Origin of the sequence: Mesorhizobium sp. B2-8-3 (assembly GCF_006440815.1) — a bacterium.
In the GTDB taxonomy this organism is placed as follows: Bacteria; Pseudomonadota; Alphaproteobacteria; order Rhizobiales; family Rhizobiaceae; genus Mesorhizobium.
In genome coordinates this window covers 14,638-29,909 of the sequence record NZ_VFTW01000042.1, presented here as the reverse complement: position 1 = coordinate 29,909, position 15,272 = coordinate 14,638, and the positions used below count along the sequence as shown (strand labels likewise).

Below are 15,272 nucleotides of genomic sequence, written 5' to 3'. Positions count from 1 at the left end.
CCGACCAGAGTTTCAGTGCCATCATCCATCTCGCTGCCGCCGTCATAAACTCACGATGAATCTCAACAAGCCCTAGTTCGTCACGCGACGGATGGTTTTCGACAGCCGCGTGAGAAATGCCGGCCTGGACGACGCGACCAGCTTCCATGCCAGGACTGCATTTCCCATGCGCCGCGGCAGGAGCCCGATGCAGAGGAACCAGGCTGCCAGCGCAGCCCGCCGCCGCCAGGATGCGTCCATTTCCAGACTGGCGGCGGCGCCCGCTTTTGCCAGTCCCAGCCGGGAGTCGGTCGCGACCGGATGCCGGGGCTCATCGACGCAAAGCGAGGCCAGTCGCTCTTCCAGATGAACCGGATCGCGAAGGCCGGCATCCGGCGGTACGGTCAGACCGATCTCGGCCGCCCGGTCGGACAAGGCTTCAAGGCGCCGGAAGTCATGCGCCACGCGCCAGCGCGCCCGCTCGGCAAGCTTTTCGGCAAAGACCGAATGGTTGGAGCCGTGGATGCGGTAGGCGCCAAGGCAGGTGTCGATGGATTTCACCTCCCCGTGCAGCGGCGCGAGCGTTGCGAGATAGCCATCGGCGCCTTGCCGGAAATCGCTTTCGGGCATGGGCATTATCGGGTCCAGCGCCTCACGGTCGAACGCCAGCCCGCTCGTCACCGTCGTACGGTAGCGCCCCTTGCGCAACAATTCCGGGACGACGTCGCCCGAGTCGAATGGCTGTTCCGGGGGTGGAAAGACATCCTTGATATGTTGGTCCTCATCGACGAGATGCAGTCTGAATTGCGCCTGGGCGACATCCGCGTCCCACTCGTCCAGGACCTCGGAGACGGCGTTCGGATAGAGATAATCGTCGGCGTCGAGGAAAAGAACGATCTCCCCGGTGCTCGCCTCGAACCCCGTATTGAACGCAGCGGCATGTCCGCCATTCCTGCGCCTGAGGCACGAGCGGATCTTGTCGCCGTAGGATTCGATGACGGCTACCGACGCGTCCGTCGATGCGTCGTCGACGACCACGACCTCGACATTTCGGTGGTCCTGTTCCAACGCGCTGTCGATGGCGCGTCCAAGAAACTGTTCGTAGTTATAATTGGGGATGATGATCGATACCGGGATGCGGTCCAATGGCGAATGCACGGGATCAAGCCTCGCAATCTGCTTTGGTCACAGTGACGGTGATTTTCTTGCAAAACCGGCTCAGGTCGACCCGGCTGCGGCGAACGGCTCCAACTAGGAGCCCATCGCTTCAAGACAAGGGCGATATTCTCGCGAAGGCCGGCATGGCCTTCGATGCAACGACGGTTACCCGCAGTATCGAAGAGCAGTCGGGGTCGCAGGCGCTCGACTTGCGGCCACGATCGCGGCTCGCCAGATCGCGCCTCGATTGAACGATGTGGGTTCCCGCTTCCCGCGCGCCGCTATCGCGGCGTTTGTTGCAAACGCGGTTTCAGCCGCGCGCGAAAGCCGTATTCAAGAGACTGATCTGGTCGGAAACCGGGTTGGCCCGCCGGCTGGGGGCGTGCGTCTCGTTGATGACGCCGCCATAGATTTCCTCGTCCATGCGCCGCACCAGCGCCTGAAGGCGCAGCGAGCGCGTCACGAGGTCCAGAAAATCCTTGGGCAGCTCTTTCCAGCCGAGCGCCTCGTCATGCGCGGAGGCGGTGTCGAGTCGCACCTTGGATTTCTCCGAGGCCACCTGGTCGCGCGTCATCTCGCCGGAATTCGCCGCCCGCTGCAAAAGCAGCCAGGAGGCGACCTGCATGAGCCTTGTGGTCAGCCGCATCGACTCGGCCGCATAGAGTGTCGCCGCCGTGCGCGACAATTTCTTGGCTTCGAGCCTGCCCTTGCCATCGAGATATTCGGCGGCCTGCTCGACCAGCCCCATGCCTTCCTGGTAGAGCGGCTTGAAGGATTGGGAGAAAACCCGGCGCTCCGCCAATTTGATGGTCTTCGCGCTGCCCTTCGAAGGCTCGTTCATCGATACGCCCCTGCACTGCCGTCGGCCGATTCGGCAATCCTTGCCGACGCGGCCCGCACCCTAAATGACTGAGGCTTGAAAATGCGCTTCGATGCCCATGAAGGCAAGCGCATGTTTAACAAACGGTTAACGCCGGCCTCGTTCCAGCCATCCGCAAGCGGATGGCACCCGGCTTGCCGCCCGCGGACAAAAAAAGAGCCGCGGATAAGGCGGCTCTCAGGAGTTTAACAGGGAGGCGTCAAACAAAGTGGCTCCAACCACTCGGTAAGAATCCAGCAAAACTGGATGCGCATAGTAAACGCCCGTAAAGCTTAATGAACCCTTAACGCGGCGACGATTTTTTAAGCGACCGCGCTTTTCTGTGCCGGAACAGGACAGCCGGCCTCGCCGCCCGGGATCGCCCGAAACCGGATTTCGGATGCTGTCATCGCGGACTTCGAAACATGTTGGCTGCCGCCGCGACATCGTTCCGAAACACGCGCCACGCAAAAGCCCGCTCCTCTGAGGCGGCGCGCAAATCCGCGCCGCTCAAAATCATGCGGGATATCCGGGAGCAGATCATGGATTGGTATTCGATCGTCAAATTCCTTCACATCGTTTCGGCCGTTTTGTGGGTCGGCGGCGGCTTCGTGCTGTTCCTGCTCGGCGTGCTGGCCGAGCGTGCCGGCAACATCGAGGACAAGCTGCAGGCTATGCGCGCCAGCGGGCAGCTCGGCGGCAAGTTCTTCGCGCCGATGTCGATGCTGACGCTGGTCTTTGGCCTCATCATGTGCGGCTTCTGGGTCGGCTTTACCGACCTGTGGATCGCCATCGGCCTCGTCGGCTATGCCACGACCTTCTCGATCGGCATGCTCGTCTTCAAGCCGACCGGCGAGCGCATGGGTGTCATGATCGCCGAGCAGGGCGTGACGCCGGCCGTTCTTGCCATCGGCCAGCGCATGATGAACTGGGCGCGCCTCGATTATGCGGTGATGCTGGTGATCATCGCCGACATGGTGCTGAAGCCCACTTTGCACGACATCGGCATTCTTGCCGGCATGGTCATGGTGGTTGCGCTGGGCGCCGCGCTCGCCTTCGGCGGTAGCCGCCAGATGGTGCCGAGCGCCGCCTGAATGCTCGTGGTGAGGTGGACTGATAGCCACCTCACCACAAGCCGGCGATACCATCCCACAGCAACTTGACGGCGACCACCGCGACGGTGGCGTAGGTGAACGGGTAGAAGGTCTCTGGCCGCATGCGACGCACCAGCCACGCCCCGGCGATGGTGGAGAGTGGCGCCAGGGGCATCAGCACCGCCGACGCTGTAAGGTTGGTGGTGTCGAACTGGCCGAGCGCGAAATAGGGGATGAGCTTCAGCGCGTTGGTGGCGGCAAAGAAGATCGCCGCCGTGCCCGACAGCACTTTCGGGTCGAGCCGGATCGGCAGCGCATAGACCTGGAAGGGCGGGCCGCCGACATGGGCGACGAAGCTGGTGAAACCGGCGACCGTGCCCCAGAAGGCGGCGGCAATGCGGTTCGGTTCCGCCGCATGGTCGGCGCCATGGCGGAACTGCAGGTAGATCCAGCGCAGCACGAACACCAGCGCGACCGCGCCGACGATCAGCCGCACCATCTCCTCGGTGACCAGAGCCGCTGTCAGCCAGCCGAGCCCGATGCCGATGACGGCGCCAGGCATCATGTCGACCAGCATCTTGCGGTCGTAGACGCCCCACCAGGTCCACACGGAAACCACATCCATCAGGCACAGGATCGGCAGCAGGATGGCGGCCGCCTGAACCGGCGGGATGGTCAGCGCCATCAGCGGCACGCCGACGAAACCGACGGCGCCGCCGAAGCCGCCTTTCGACAGGCCGACAAGGATCACCGCCGGAATGGCGGCGGCATAGAACCATGGGTCGCTGAGCAGGCCTGACATCGGCAAGGGAAAGTTGGAGAAGGCGGGAATTCAGCCATAGCGCAGAACAGCGCCGCCCGGATAGTCATTAATGCCGGCATCCGCTATTGCCGGCCCGATATCGACGACCTGCCGCACGGCCGAGATTCGTCATTCGGCCGGCTCGCTGTCTCGAGGTGTGGAAATGAGCGCCATCAGCATTCGCAAGGCGCGCGAAGCGGACGTCGCGGCGATCGTCGCGATGCTTGCCGACGACGCGCTCGGCCAGGCCCGCGAAGACGCCGGCCTGCCGCTGTCGCGGGCCTATCTGGACGCCTTCGCGGCGATAGACGGCGATCCGAGCCAGTTCCTCGCGGTGATGACCGACGGCGACGACGTCATCGGCACGCTGGAGATCGCCTTTATCGCCGGGCTGTCGCTGCGCGGTGCCCGGCGCGGCCTGATCGAGGCGGTGCGCGTCGCGGCGGAGCGGCGAGGGCTTGGGACAGCGCCTCTTCGAATGGGCGATCGACAAATGCCGCGAGCGCGGCTGCCGCGTCGTCCAACTGACGACCAACAAGAGCCGGCTCGACGCGCATCGCTTCTATGAGCGCCTTGGCTTCAAGGCCAGCCATATCGGCTACAAGCTGGAGCTTTAGCGCGGCTTAGCGTTTCCACAAAAGCGCCGGCCCCCTCTAGCCTTTCGTATAGTCAGGCCCAAAACGCGACGGCAGGCCGTCGGCGAGTTTCAACCAGGGGAGCTTTTCCTCGAAAGCGACATGTAGCGTAGGCACAAATTTTTCCGGCTCCGCCATCGCCGCCGCAAAGAAATGCATGACACCAGACATGTTCTTTGAGCGGAAGGAAAGCGGCGAGCCACAGTGATCGCAAAATGTTCTTTCTACGCCGGGAGAAGAGTTGAATACCTTCGGTGGCGTGCCAAGCCATCGCCATTGGCCGTCCAGGACGCCAATGTAGGCGGTCATCGGCGCAGAACATTGCCGCCGACAACTTTCACAATGACAAACCACGCAGGCCTGAGCCGAGCCATCGACTTCAAAGGCAACAGCGCCACATAAGCAATGGCCACGCATGCGAAACCTCCTTGAGGCAGCGAGCACAGCTTAGTGCCGGGGGCGTGCGGGAGTCGCCAAGGAATGCGCCGGACTTGCGCCGGATCCCGACATTCGGCGCTGACGAATGTGGCCGGTGCGCGAGGCGTTAGCTTCAAGCTGAGTTCATCACTGCCGCGCCTGGACCAGCAGGAACATCGGCCGCTCGAGTTCTTCGGCCAGTTCCGGCCGGGCGGCGATCTGCTCGTCCGACGGGCAAAATTCCTCGACATGCCCGATGCTGAATCCGGCCTGGATCAGCAAATTGAGCGTCGTGCCGATAGTGCGGTGGTGTTTGACCACGCCCTTGGTGAACCAGTCTGTGGCGCGCGGTCCCTCGACCAGATACCGGTCGACCGGCCATGTCTTCCTGCCTGCGGCATCGACGGACCAGCCCGGGTTGGTCGGCGCCATGTAGATCGGATGTTCCGTCGAGAAGACGAAGGTTCCGCCGGGAACCAGGGCCTGGTGGACGGTCGCGAACAAGCCCGCGGCATCGCCGACATAATGCAAGGCAAGTGAGCTGTAGGCGAGGTCGAAACGGGCCTTTGGCAGACTGAGCTCGTCGAGGTCGGCGCGCCGGTAGGTGACGGCGTCATCGGAGCCGGAGGCGCGTGCCCGCGCAAGCATCTTTTCCGACAGGTCGAGGCCGAGGACTTCGCTCGCGCCATGCGAGCGCGCCCAGCGGCAGAACCAGCCGAACCCGCAACCGAGATCGACGATGCTCAGCCCATGGACGTCGGGCAACATGGCGCGCAGCGCCGGCCATTCGGGCGCGCCGTCCAGGCCCTGGACCGAGCGGCCGAGACGGCTATAGCCGTCGAAGAAATCCGGACGGTCGTAGATGTTTTGCGCCATGTGCCTGTCCTGCTTTTTGCCTGCATATCTAGCGGACGTCCCCTCGGCTTCCAACGCCATCCTCGGAACCCGAATGGGCGACGCAAGCCACAGGTTAAGCATTTTGGCCCTGGCGCCGCACGGCTGCTGTTCAAGCTGCCCCCTTTGCTCTATGCCGCAATGCAACCATCTTCGCCCGGCATAGGCGAAACCGGGATCGAAGGCCAATGAACGATTTAACTCCGCCCAACCGCTGCCGCATCGTGCTGATCGCGCCACCGCTCGTGCCTGCCGAGCAGATCTGCGCGGCGTTCGAGGGAGGCGACGTCGCCTCGCTGATCCTGCCCGACAACGGCATGGACGATGCCTCCTTCCAGGCCTTCGCCGAAAGGATCGTGCCGATCGCTCAAAGTGCCGGCGTCGCCGTCATCATCGCCGGCGACAGCCGCATCGCCGGGCGCGTCCAGGCCGACGGCATCCATGTCGAAGTGAAGTCGGCGGAACTGGCCGAGACGATCGAGCGCCTGGCCGGCAAGATGATGGTCGGCGTCGGCGGCGCCAAGACGCGCGACGAGGCGCTGGAGCTCGGCGAGGAGCGGCCCGACTATATGTTCTTCGGCCGTTTCGGCTATGACAACAAGCCGGAGCCGCACCACCGCAACCTCACCCTCGGCAAATGGTGGGCGGAGATGATTTCGATCCCCTGCATCGTCATGGCCGGCTCCGAGCTTGCTTCCGTCGAGACGGTGGCCGCGACCGGCGCCGAGTTCGTGGCGCTGTCCAGCGCCGTCTTTGCCGACGGGCGTGACCCGCGGGCGGCGATCGCCGCCGCCAACGCCCTGCTCGATGAAACCGCGCCGCGTTTCGAGGACTGACATGCGCCTGCGTGTCCTTTCTCTGGTTGTCCTGGCCGGCTTGTTTGCGCAGGCCGCGATAGCGACAGAGACCATCCCGCTGCCACAGCAGCGGCCCGATGCCGGCACTCCGGACTCCGGCACACCGAATACGGCCACACCGAACGCGGCAACGCCGGATGCCGGCGAGCCGGATGCGAGCAGGTTCGGCACCGGCGCGCACATCGACAAGCCGATCCAAAACACCTTGCCGCAGCCGGCCACCATGACGCCGCCATCGGCCGACGCCGTCGATCCCGACCGCTTCGGCGCCAAGCAGCCGGACGCCGCCTACGGCGCCTTCCAGCGCGGGCTGTACAAGACCGCCTACAACCTCGCCATGGACCGGGCCAAGAACGGCGATCCGGCGGCCGAGACGCTGGTGGCCGAAATCCTGTCGCGCGGACTTGGCGTGCCGCTCAATCCGGCCGAGGCCGGCAAATGGTATGCGCTGGCCGCCGAACAGGGCGTGCCGGAGGCACAGTTCCAATATGCGCTGATGCTGCTCGACGGCCGTTATGTGAAGAAGGACGAAAAGGGCGCCTTCGCGCTGATGCAGGCCTCGGCCGAGGCCGGCAACCGGCTTGCGCAGTTCAATTTCGCCCAGTTGCTCGTCCAGCAGGATCCGGGCGATGACGGCCTGGTGAAGGCCGCCGTATACTACGAGCGCGCCGCCGCCACCGGCCTTGCCGATGCGCAATATGCGATTGCGCAACTCTACGCCAACGGCGTCGGCGGCAAGCCGCATGACGACGCCCAGGCGCGTCGTCTGCTGGCGCAGGCCGCGAGGCAGAACTACGACACCGCGCAGATCGACCTCGCCGCCTGGATGATCGAGGGACGCGGCGGCGGGCGCGACCTGAAATCGGGCTTTGCCTGGATGAAGCGGGCGGCGGAGGGCGGCAATGTCGCCGCCCAGAACCGCCTCGCCAAGCTCTATATGGGCGGCATCGGCACCGACCCGGACCTGATCCTTGCCGGCGCCTGGTACATCGTCGCCCGGCGCGCCGGCCTGATCGACCCGCGGATGGACGATTTCCTGCAGGGCCTCGACGACGACCAGACCAAGCAGGCGCTGCAAAAGGCAAATCGCCTGCGTTGACGCATGGCGCCACGGAGGCCATGTCCGGGCTCGTTTGGGTCCCCTCCCTTGCCTCCCTCCCTTGCTACTGCGTGCAATTTGTGGTCTTGGAGGCGCCAAAGCGCGACCCGCGCCAGAAAAATCTCATTCCGGATCAGTTCATCATGGCCAAGATCAGTGGCAACGAAATCCGTCCCGGCTATGTCATCGAGCACGATGGCGGGCTGTGGGTGGCGGTCAAGACCAACACCGTCAAGCCTGGCAAGGGCGGCGCCTACAATCAGGTCGAGCTGAAGAACCTGATCAACGGCACCAAGCTCAACGAGCGCTTCCGCTCGGCCGAGACCGTCGAGCAGATCCGACTCGATCTGAAGGATTTTTCGTTCCTCTACGAGCAGGGCGACGCCCTGGTCTTCATGGATACCGAAAGCTACGAGCAGCTCGAACTGGCCAAGGACTTCGTTGGCGAGCGCGCCGCCTTCCTGCAGGACGGCATGATGGTGACGGTGCAGCTTTACGAGGAGCGGCCGATCGGCATTTCGCTGCCCGACCAGGTAACGCTGACCATCACCGAGGCCGACCCGGTGGTTAGGGGCCAGACGGCCGCCTCCTCCTACAAGCCGGCGGTGCTCGAGAACGGCATCCGCGTGCTGGTGCCACCCTTCATCTCGGCCGGCGAGCGCATCATCGTCGACACCAACGAAATCACCTACATGCGCCGCGCGGATTAACGGCAAAAAAGCAGGAAGAAAAAATGGCGCGTTCCGCTCTCCTCAACGTCATGGTCCAGGCCGCGATGAAGGCCGGCCGCTCGCTGTCGCGCGACTTCGGTGAGGTGCAGAACCTGCAGGTCTCGATGAAAGGCCCGGGCGACTATGTCAGCCAGGCCGACCGCAAGGCCGAAGAGATCGTCTTCGCCGAGCTTTCCAAGGCGCGGCCGGGCTATGCGTTCCTGATGGAGGAGCGCGGCGCGGTCGAAGGCGAGGACGCCCAGCACCGCTGGATCGTCGACCCGCTCGACGGCACCACCAATTTCCTGCACGGCATTCCGGTCTTCTCGGTGTCGATCGCGCTCGAGCGCCAGGGCCAGATCGTCGCCGGCGTCGTCTACAATCCGGCGATGGACGAACTCTACACGGCCGAGCGCGGCGGCGGCGCCTTCATGAACGACCGTCGGCTGCGCGTTGCCGGGCGCTCCAAGCTGACCGACGCGGTAATCGGCTGCGGCGTACCGCATCTCGGCCGCGGCCAGCACGGCAATTTCCTGATCGAACTGCGCAACGTCATGGCCGAAGTCTCCGGCGTACGCCGCCTTGGCTCCGCCGCGCTCGATCTCGCCTATGTCGCGGCCGGCCGCATGGACGGCTTCTGGGAAACCGGCCTGTCGTCCTGGGACATCGCCGCGGGCATCCTTCTGGTGCGCGAAGCCGGCGGCTTCGTCTCCGATATGGTTGGCGGACAGGACATGCTGGACAGCGGCGAGGTCGTCGCCGGCAATGAGGTCATCCAGCGCGCGCTTCTCAAGACCGTGAAGAAGCCGCTGTCGTCGCGCTGAGAGGCGGCGCGCGCGAACCGCCCTTACTGCGAAAGTCGGAATCGATTTTCGGGAAGGATCGTGTGCAAATCAAAGTGCTGCCGTGTCCTTTGCGCGTCGAAAGGACGCGCCGCTCCGCAGTCGCAAAACCGCAACCGAAACTTGAAATACTGGTCCGCGACTGCCCAGATCAAGGGACAGCAGGACCATTTTATGAACGATGTGCGGCCAGATACCCAGCTTGACATCCCCTTTGTAGGGCGCTGGCATTATTCGCGCGCAGAGATAATCGCCGACGGCATCGTGCATGCAGTGGGCATCGTGCTGGCGATCGCTGCCGGCTCGACTTTCCTGGCGCTTGCCGCTTTTCATTCCGGTCCAGGCGAATATATCGCAGCCGTCTTTTACGTGGTGTCGCTGCTCACCGTGCTATCGGTTTCGCTGACTTACAATCTGTGGCCGGTCTCGTGGCCGGCGAAATGGATCCTGCGCCGCTTCGATCACGCAGCGATCTATCTCCTGATCGCCGCCACCTACACGCCCTTCCTCGCCCAACTCCACAGCACGCCGCTGGCGCTGCCCATGATCGTCGTCGTATGGAGCGCGGCAGCGGCCGGCATCGCCATCAAGATGTTCCTGCCCGGGCGCTACGACCGGCTGGCCATCGTCTTCTATCTCGCCATCGGCTGGAGCGGCGTGGTGCTCGCCGGACCACTGTTCGAGACGCTGCCGACGACCTCGGTCGCGCTGCTCGTCGCCGGCGGCGTCGTCTATTCCTGCGGCGTTGTCTTCTTCGCCTGGAAGGGCCTGCGCTTCCACAACGCCGTCTGGCACGGCTTCGTCGTCACCGGCGCCGGCCTGCATTTGGCCGCCATGGTCGACTGCTTGGTGGTCAACCGGTTCTAGGCCTATGGCGCCGGCCTATCGGGCCATATTGCCAAGCGCCATTCAATTTGGTCACAATTCCGTTTAGAGTCGCGGCAATTCTGCGGCGGTGGCATCGGAAACGGGGCACGGATGGCTTTTCTCAGATCCTTCGGCAGGCGATCGGACGTCCTGGTCTATGATCCGCACAAGCTGTCGAGCCCGCAGGTCTTCCTGCTCACCATGGTGATCTTCCTGATCATCGTCGCTTTCATCGCCGCCATCCTCACCCGCCAGATCTCGACCGCCTTCTCCTCTAATCCGGGCCTCAACGGACTGATCGTCGGCGTGCTTGTGGTGGGCATCCTGCTCGCTTTTGCCCAGGTCGGGCGGCTGTTCCGCGAGGTGCGCTGGGTCAATTCCTTCCGCGCCGGCTCCGAAACCACCGAGCCGGTGCTTTTGGCGCCGATGAAGGCGATGATCGGCCGCTCGTCGACGATCGCGTTTTCGACCTCCTCGATGCGCACGATGCTGGATTCCATCGCCACCCGCCTCGACGAGAGCCGCGACACCTCGCGCTATCTGGTCGGCCTGCTTGTGTTCCTCGGCCTGCTCGGCACCTTCTGGGGTCTGCTCAACACCATCGCCTCGATCCGCGAGACGATCGAGGCGCTGGACCCGGGCACCGGCGATGCCGCCGCCGTGCTCGACGCGCTGAAGCAAGGCCTGTCGGCGCCGCTCGCCGGCATGGGCACCGCGTTCTCGTCCTCGCTGTTCGGCCTTTCCGGCTCGCTGGTGCTCGGCTTCCTCGACCTGCAGGCCGGCCGCGCCCAGACCCGCTTCTACACCGAGCTCGAAAACTGGCTGTCTTCGGTCACCGATCTGTCATCGGACATCGTCGTGTCCGAGACGTCGAAAACAGCCGAATCCTCCGAGGACATCCGCCTGCTGTCAGAGCGGCTGCGCAGCCTGCAGGAGAATGGCGGCGGCTCCAATCCGCGCGTCGCCACCGCCATGGCCAATCTTGCCGACGGCATCTCGGGGCTGGTGAAGAACATGCGCTCCGAGCAGCAGATCATGCGCGACTGGGTCGAAGCCCAGTCCGACGAGCAGAAGGCCATGCGCAACACGCTGGAAAAAATCGCCGACGCGCTGAAGAAGCAAGGGGTCCACTGACGTGGCGCTGGCAAGACGGCGCGCCGACCGCCGCATCGACTACTGGCCGGGCTTCGTCGATGCCTTGTCGACGCTGCTCTTGGCGATCATGTTCCTGCTCACCGTCTTCGTGCTGGCGCAGTTCCTGCTCAGCCGCGAGATCTCCGGCAAGGACACGGTGCTCAACCGCCTCAACTCGCAGATCAACGAGCTGACCCAGTTGCTCGCGCTGGAACGCACGAACAGCCAGGACAAGGAAGATTCGCTCGCCAACCTGCAGGCGTCGCTGTCGGCGGCGCAGGCTGAAAAGAGCCGCCTCGAACAATTGCTGGCGCAGGGCGCCGGCGCCGGCGACGCGGCCAGCAAGCGCGCCGACCAGCTGTCCGGCGAACTCGGCAACCAGCGCCAGATAAGCCAGCAGGCGCTGAGCCAAGTCGAGATCCTCAACCAGCAGATCGCCGCCCTGCGCAAGCAGATCGGCGCGCTGGAAGACGCGCTCAACGTCTCCGAGCAGCGCGACCGCGTCTCCAACACCAAGATCGCCGATCTGGGCCGCCGCCTGAATGTCGCGCTGGCGCAGCGCGTCCAGGAGCTCAACCGCTACCGTTCCGATTTCTTCGGCCGGCTGCGCGAAATCCTCGCCGACCGCGAGAACATCCGCATTGTCGGCGACCGTTTCGTCTTCCAGTCGGAGGTGCTGTTTCCGACCGGCTCCGACGTGATCAACGACGCCGGCAAGGTCGAGATGAAGAAGCTCGCCGACGCCATCATCGAATTGCAGAAGGAAATCCCGCCCGAGATCAGCTGGGTGCTGCGCGTCGACGGCCACACCGACAACCAGCCGCTCTCCGGCACCGGCCGCTACCGCGACAACTGGGAATTGTCGACCGCGCGCGCGACGTCCGTCGTGAAGTTCCTGATCGAGAACGGCGTGCCGGCCAACCGGCTGGTGGCCGCCGGCTTCGGCGAATTCCAGCCGCTCGACCCGGCCGACACCGACGAGGCGCGCAGCAAGAACCGCCGCATTGAACTGAAGCTCACCGAACGGTGATTTGAAGCATGTCTCCCGAAAGCGGGAACCGGTTTCGGGACAAAGACATGCGTAGAATCAAAACCCTAAAGCGTACGGAGCGGATCTGAAAGATCGCGACGCGCTTTAGGATCACGCAAAGTCACGGGAAGTTGTTTGTCGGCTGAATACTTAGCGCGCCAAGTTCCGGCGGCAAGGCCTGAAAACATTATCTTTTTTTAATTACACATCGCGAATCGACGCACCTAACTTGCCGCGCAGGGCCGGGGTCCCGCCGGCGATGCCTCCCATCGCGACGCGACGGAACCGGACGGCCCGGAAGGTCGGAAGGCGACGCGGCGCGGCCGCTCCCTTCCTGGTAGAAGGATGCGCCGCCATGCGCGCTTCAACATCTCTCAAGACTGCAATCCTCGCTGCGGTTCTGATCGCGGCCCCGCTCGCCGGCGCCTATGCGGCCGGGCACCACAAGGGACTTCTCGATGCGACCCCTCCAGCCAATTTCATCGGCCCGCGTGTGACCAGCCTGATCGATCAGATCCAGGGCGTGGATCAGGGCATCACCGATGCCCGGCAGGCAAACAACATTTCGGCTTCGGAAGCGCACCGACTGCACATGCGCGCCGCGCATATCAGCCAGGCCGCGGAGCATGTCGCGGCCTCGGATCACGGCAGGATACCGTCCGTGCAATATCATGAGATGCTGCGGCGCCTCGACAATGTCGACCAGAGGCTGATGAACGACACCGGCAGCGGCTTCATGGTGGGCGACGGCGACGGCGGCGGCAATTACCCGAACGGCTGAAGCGGTTCGCCATTTCAAGGAGACGGCCAGCACACAGGAAGGGACCAACTGGCGCCCGCGGGACCTGGCCCCGAGGGCGTCCTTTTTGGATCGCGTCCTGCTTCGATTACACGCCGAGCCAAAGCGCGATGATGGCGAGCACCGCCGGCACAGTCTGGATGAAGAGTGTCTTGCGGCCGACGGTCGCCGCGCCGTAAAGGCCGGCAATAGCGACGCAGATGAGGAAGAACATCTTGATCTGAAACCCGCCGGCGCCGAGATAGAGCCCCCAGATCAGGCCGGCGGCGAGAAGCCGTTATAGAGCCCCTGATTTGCGGCAAGCACCTTCGAGGCGCTGGCGAATTCCGTCGTCAGCTTGAACGCCTTGTGGCCGCGCGGCGTGTCCCACAACACCATCTCAAGGTAGACGATATAGCAGTGGATCAGCGCCACCAGCCGACCAGGATATTGCCGATCATTGTTCCCCACCGCTCGTTCGGACAAGCATTGACCACACGTCGACGCCGCCGCGCAAGATAGGTTGACCCCGGCCTCGCCGAGCAGGGTTGCCAAGCTTCGCGCCTTGGTATCTTTTTCGCGCCAGCCCATTTGCAGCCGGAACCCGCCATGTCCTTCCAGAAACTCGACCAACTCGGCCACAAGCTCGAAGCGCTGGAGCATGCTTTAGCCATCCTCGGCGCCGACGAGGCGACGCATATGGCGGTCGGCGGCGGCGAGAAGCGCGCCGAGGCGATGTCCTCGCTTGCCGGCATGCTGCACGCCCAGGCGACCGCGCCGGAGATCGGTGACTGGATCGCGGCCGCCGAAGCCGAGCCGCTGAGCGAAGAGCAGCAGGCGGCGGTCAGGGAGTTGCGCCGCCAATACACCAATCTCACCTGCCTGCCTGTCGAATTCGTCGAGCGCCAGACGGTGGCGCGCATGCGTTCCGAACAACTCTGGCGCGACCTGCGCGCCAAGAACGACTGGGCCGGCTTCCTGCCGGCGCTGGAAGGCGTCGTGACCCTGGTGCGAGAGGAAGCGGCGCTGCGCGCCGACGCCCTCGGCCTCGCCCCCTATGATGCGCTGATGGAGCAGTATGATCCCGGCAACCGCGCCGCCGACATCACGCCGGTGTTTGCCGAGCTGAAGGCCTTTCTCAAGGATTTCCTGCCGCGTGCGCTGGCCATGCAGGAAGCACGGCTGGCAAAACATCCGTTGAAGCCGCTGTCGGGCACCTATGCCGTCGACCGCCAGCGCGAGCTCGGCCTTGCCATGATGGCGGCCGTCGGCTTCGACCTCACCCATGGCTCGCTGTCGGTGTCGCACCACCCCTTCTGCGGCGGCGTGCCGACCGACGTGCGCATCACCACCCGCTACAAGACCTCCGACTTCCTGTCGGCGCTGATGGGCGTGCTGCACGAGACCGGCCACGCGCTCTACGAGCAGAACCTGCCGAAAGCCTGGTCGCATTGGCCGCTCGGCAAGGCGCGCGGCATGGCCGTGCATGAGAGCCAGAGCCTGTTCGTCGAAAAGCAGATCGGCCGCAACCCGGCGTTCTGGCGCTGGGCGTTGCCGGTGGTCGAAAAACACCTCGGCGAAGCCTGGTCGCTCGACGACATCCTGCCGCATGTCCACCATGTCGAGCGCGGCCTGATCCGCGTCGACGCCGACGAGGTCACCTATCCGCTGCATGTCATCCTGCGCTACGAGCTCGAGCAGGAGCTTGTGACCGGCCGGCTGGAGGTCGCCGACCTGCCGGAGGCATGGGACGCCAAGATGCGCGACTATCTCGGCCTCTCGACCATCGACAACCCGGCCGACGGGCCGATGCAAGACGTGCATTGGCCGGGCGCCGCCTTCGGTTATTTCCCCTCCTACACGCTAGGCGCCATGATGGCGGCGCAGCAATGGGCGGCCTTGACCAGGGAGCATCCGTCCGCCGACGAGGACCTCGCCAAGGGCGATTTCAGCGCCGTCAACGAGTGGCGTCGCGCAAAGATCTGGTCGCAGGGCTCGCGCTGGTCGACGCCGGACCTGCTCGAGCGCGCCACCGGCGAGAAGCTCAACGCCGCTTACTTCACCGAGCACCTGCGCAGGCGTTACGGAACTGCATAAGTCGGCGGGTCGTTACCACG

The 15,272-nt window shown here is 64.4% G+C and carries 15 protein-coding genes and 2 pseudogenes; 11 read left to right on the top strand and 6 right to left on the bottom strand.

Annotated features, from left to right (window positions below):
* Nucleotides 1-72 precede the first annotated feature (72 nt).
* Both FJ418_RS31070 and FJ418_RS31065 read right to left on the bottom strand, forming a co-directional pair.
* Nucleotides 73-1,137, bottom strand: a complete 1,065-nt coding sequence (locus FJ418_RS31070; RefSeq protein WP_140872072.1) for a glycosyltransferase family 2 protein — start codon at nt 1,135-1,137, stop codon at nt 73-75.
* Nucleotides 1,138-1,447: 310 nt separating this feature from the next.
* Entirely contained in the window at nt 1,448-1,978 is a 531-nt protein-coding gene (locus FJ418_RS31065; RefSeq protein WP_140654898.1) for a DUF1465 family protein, read from the bottom strand.
* Nucleotides 1,979-2,538: 560 nt separating this feature from the next.
* Between FJ418_RS31065 and FJ418_RS31060 the strand changes: the two genes are divergently transcribed.
* Nucleotides 2,539-3,090: a DUF2269 family protein gene (locus tag FJ418_RS31060; protein ID WP_140654895.1), complete on the top strand. Its 552-nt coding sequence runs from the start codon at nt 2,539-2,541 to the stop codon at nt 3,088-3,090.
* Nucleotides 3,091-3,121: 31 nt separating this feature from the next.
* Here the strand turns inward: FJ418_RS31060 and FJ418_RS31055 are convergent, their stop codons facing one another.
* The gene (locus FJ418_RS31055) at nt 3,122-3,892 is read right to left on the bottom strand and encodes a sulfite exporter TauE/SafE family protein (RefSeq protein ID WP_140872077.1); all 771 of its coding nucleotides are present in this window, start codon (nt 3,890-3,892) and stop codon (nt 3,122-3,124) included.
* 163 nt (nt 3,893-4,055) lie between these two features.
* Between FJ418_RS31055 and FJ418_RS31050 the strand changes: the two are divergent.
* Nucleotides 4,056-4,509: pseudogene (locus FJ418_RS31050) on the top strand (GNAT family N-acetyltransferase).
* 36 nt (nt 4,510-4,545) lie between these two features.
* Here the strand turns inward: FJ418_RS31050 and FJ418_RS31045 are convergent.
* Nucleotides 4,546-4,944: a GFA family protein gene (locus FJ418_RS31045; protein ID WP_140872070.1), complete on the bottom strand. Its 399-nt coding sequence runs from the start codon at nt 4,942-4,944 to the stop codon at nt 4,546-4,548.
* Nucleotides 4,945-5,091: 147 nt separating this feature from the next.
* Nucleotides 5,092-5,820 (bottom strand): class I SAM-dependent methyltransferase, encoded by a 729-nt coding sequence (locus tag FJ418_RS31040; protein ID WP_140872068.1) that lies wholly within the window; start codon nt 5,818-5,820, stop codon nt 5,092-5,094.
* Between the two features lie 206 nt (nt 5,821-6,026).
* Between FJ418_RS31040 and FJ418_RS31035 the strand changes: the two genes are divergently transcribed.
* The 8 genes from FJ418_RS31035 to FJ418_RS31000 all read left to right on the top strand — a co-directional run bounded on the left by FJ418_RS31035 (nt 6,027) and on the right by FJ418_RS31000 (nt 13,158).
* The gene (locus FJ418_RS31035; RefSeq protein WP_140872066.1) at nt 6,027-6,674 is read left to right on the top strand and encodes a thiamine phosphate synthase; all 648 of its coding nucleotides are present in this window, start codon (nt 6,027-6,029) and stop codon (nt 6,672-6,674) included.
* A gap of 1 nt (nt 6,675) precedes the next feature.
* Nucleotides 6,676-7,794, top strand: a complete 1,119-nt coding sequence (locus FJ418_RS31030) for a tetratricopeptide repeat protein (RefSeq protein ID WP_246683291.1) — start codon at nt 6,676-6,678, stop codon at nt 7,792-7,794.
* Between the two features lie 143 nt (nt 7,795-7,937).
* Entirely contained in the window at nt 7,938-8,504 is a 567-nt protein-coding gene (efp, locus tag FJ418_RS31025; RefSeq protein ID WP_140645868.1) for an elongation factor P, read from the top strand.
* Between the two features lie 23 nt (nt 8,505-8,527).
* Nucleotides 8,528-9,328, top strand: a complete 801-nt coding sequence (locus tag FJ418_RS31020) for an inositol monophosphatase family protein (protein WP_140872064.1) — start codon at nt 8,528-8,530, stop codon at nt 9,326-9,328.
* 192 nt (nt 9,329-9,520) lie between these two features.
* Nucleotides 9,521-10,213 carry a hemolysin III family protein gene (locus FJ418_RS31015; RefSeq protein ID WP_140872062.1) on the top strand — a complete coding sequence of 231 codons (693 nt, stop codon included), beginning with the start codon at nt 9,521-9,523 and terminating at the stop codon, nt 10,211-10,213.
* Between the two features lie 111 nt (nt 10,214-10,324).
* Nucleotides 10,325-11,347: a MotA/TolQ/ExbB proton channel family protein gene (locus FJ418_RS31010; RefSeq protein ID WP_140645871.1), complete on the top strand. Its 1,023-nt coding sequence runs from the start codon at nt 10,325-10,327 to the stop codon at nt 11,345-11,347.
* A 1-nt stretch (nt 11,348) separates the two neighbouring features.
* Nucleotides 11,349-12,377 carry a peptidoglycan -binding protein gene (locus tag FJ418_RS31005; RefSeq protein WP_140645872.1) on the top strand — a complete coding sequence of 343 codons (1,029 nt, stop codon included), beginning with the start codon at nt 11,349-11,351 and terminating at the stop codon, nt 12,375-12,377.
* 355 nt (nt 12,378-12,732) lie between these two features.
* Nucleotides 12,733-13,158 carry a hypothetical protein gene (locus FJ418_RS31000; protein WP_140872060.1) on the top strand — a complete coding sequence of 142 codons (426 nt, stop codon included), beginning with the start codon at nt 12,733-12,735 and terminating at the stop codon, nt 13,156-13,158.
* A gap of 106 nt (nt 13,159-13,264) precedes the next feature.
* Here the strand turns inward: FJ418_RS31000 and FJ418_RS30995 are convergent.
* A pseudogene (locus FJ418_RS30995) lies at nt 13,265-13,616 on the bottom strand (DUF1304 domain-containing protein).
* A gap of 148 nt (nt 13,617-13,764) precedes the next feature.
* Here FJ418_RS30995 and FJ418_RS30990 point away from each other — a divergent pair.
* The gene (locus tag FJ418_RS30990; RefSeq protein ID WP_140782972.1) at nt 13,765-15,252 is read left to right on the top strand and encodes a carboxypeptidase M32; all 1,488 of its coding nucleotides are present in this window, start codon (nt 13,765-13,767) and stop codon (nt 15,250-15,252) included.
* Nucleotides 15,253-15,272: the final 20 nt, after the last annotated feature.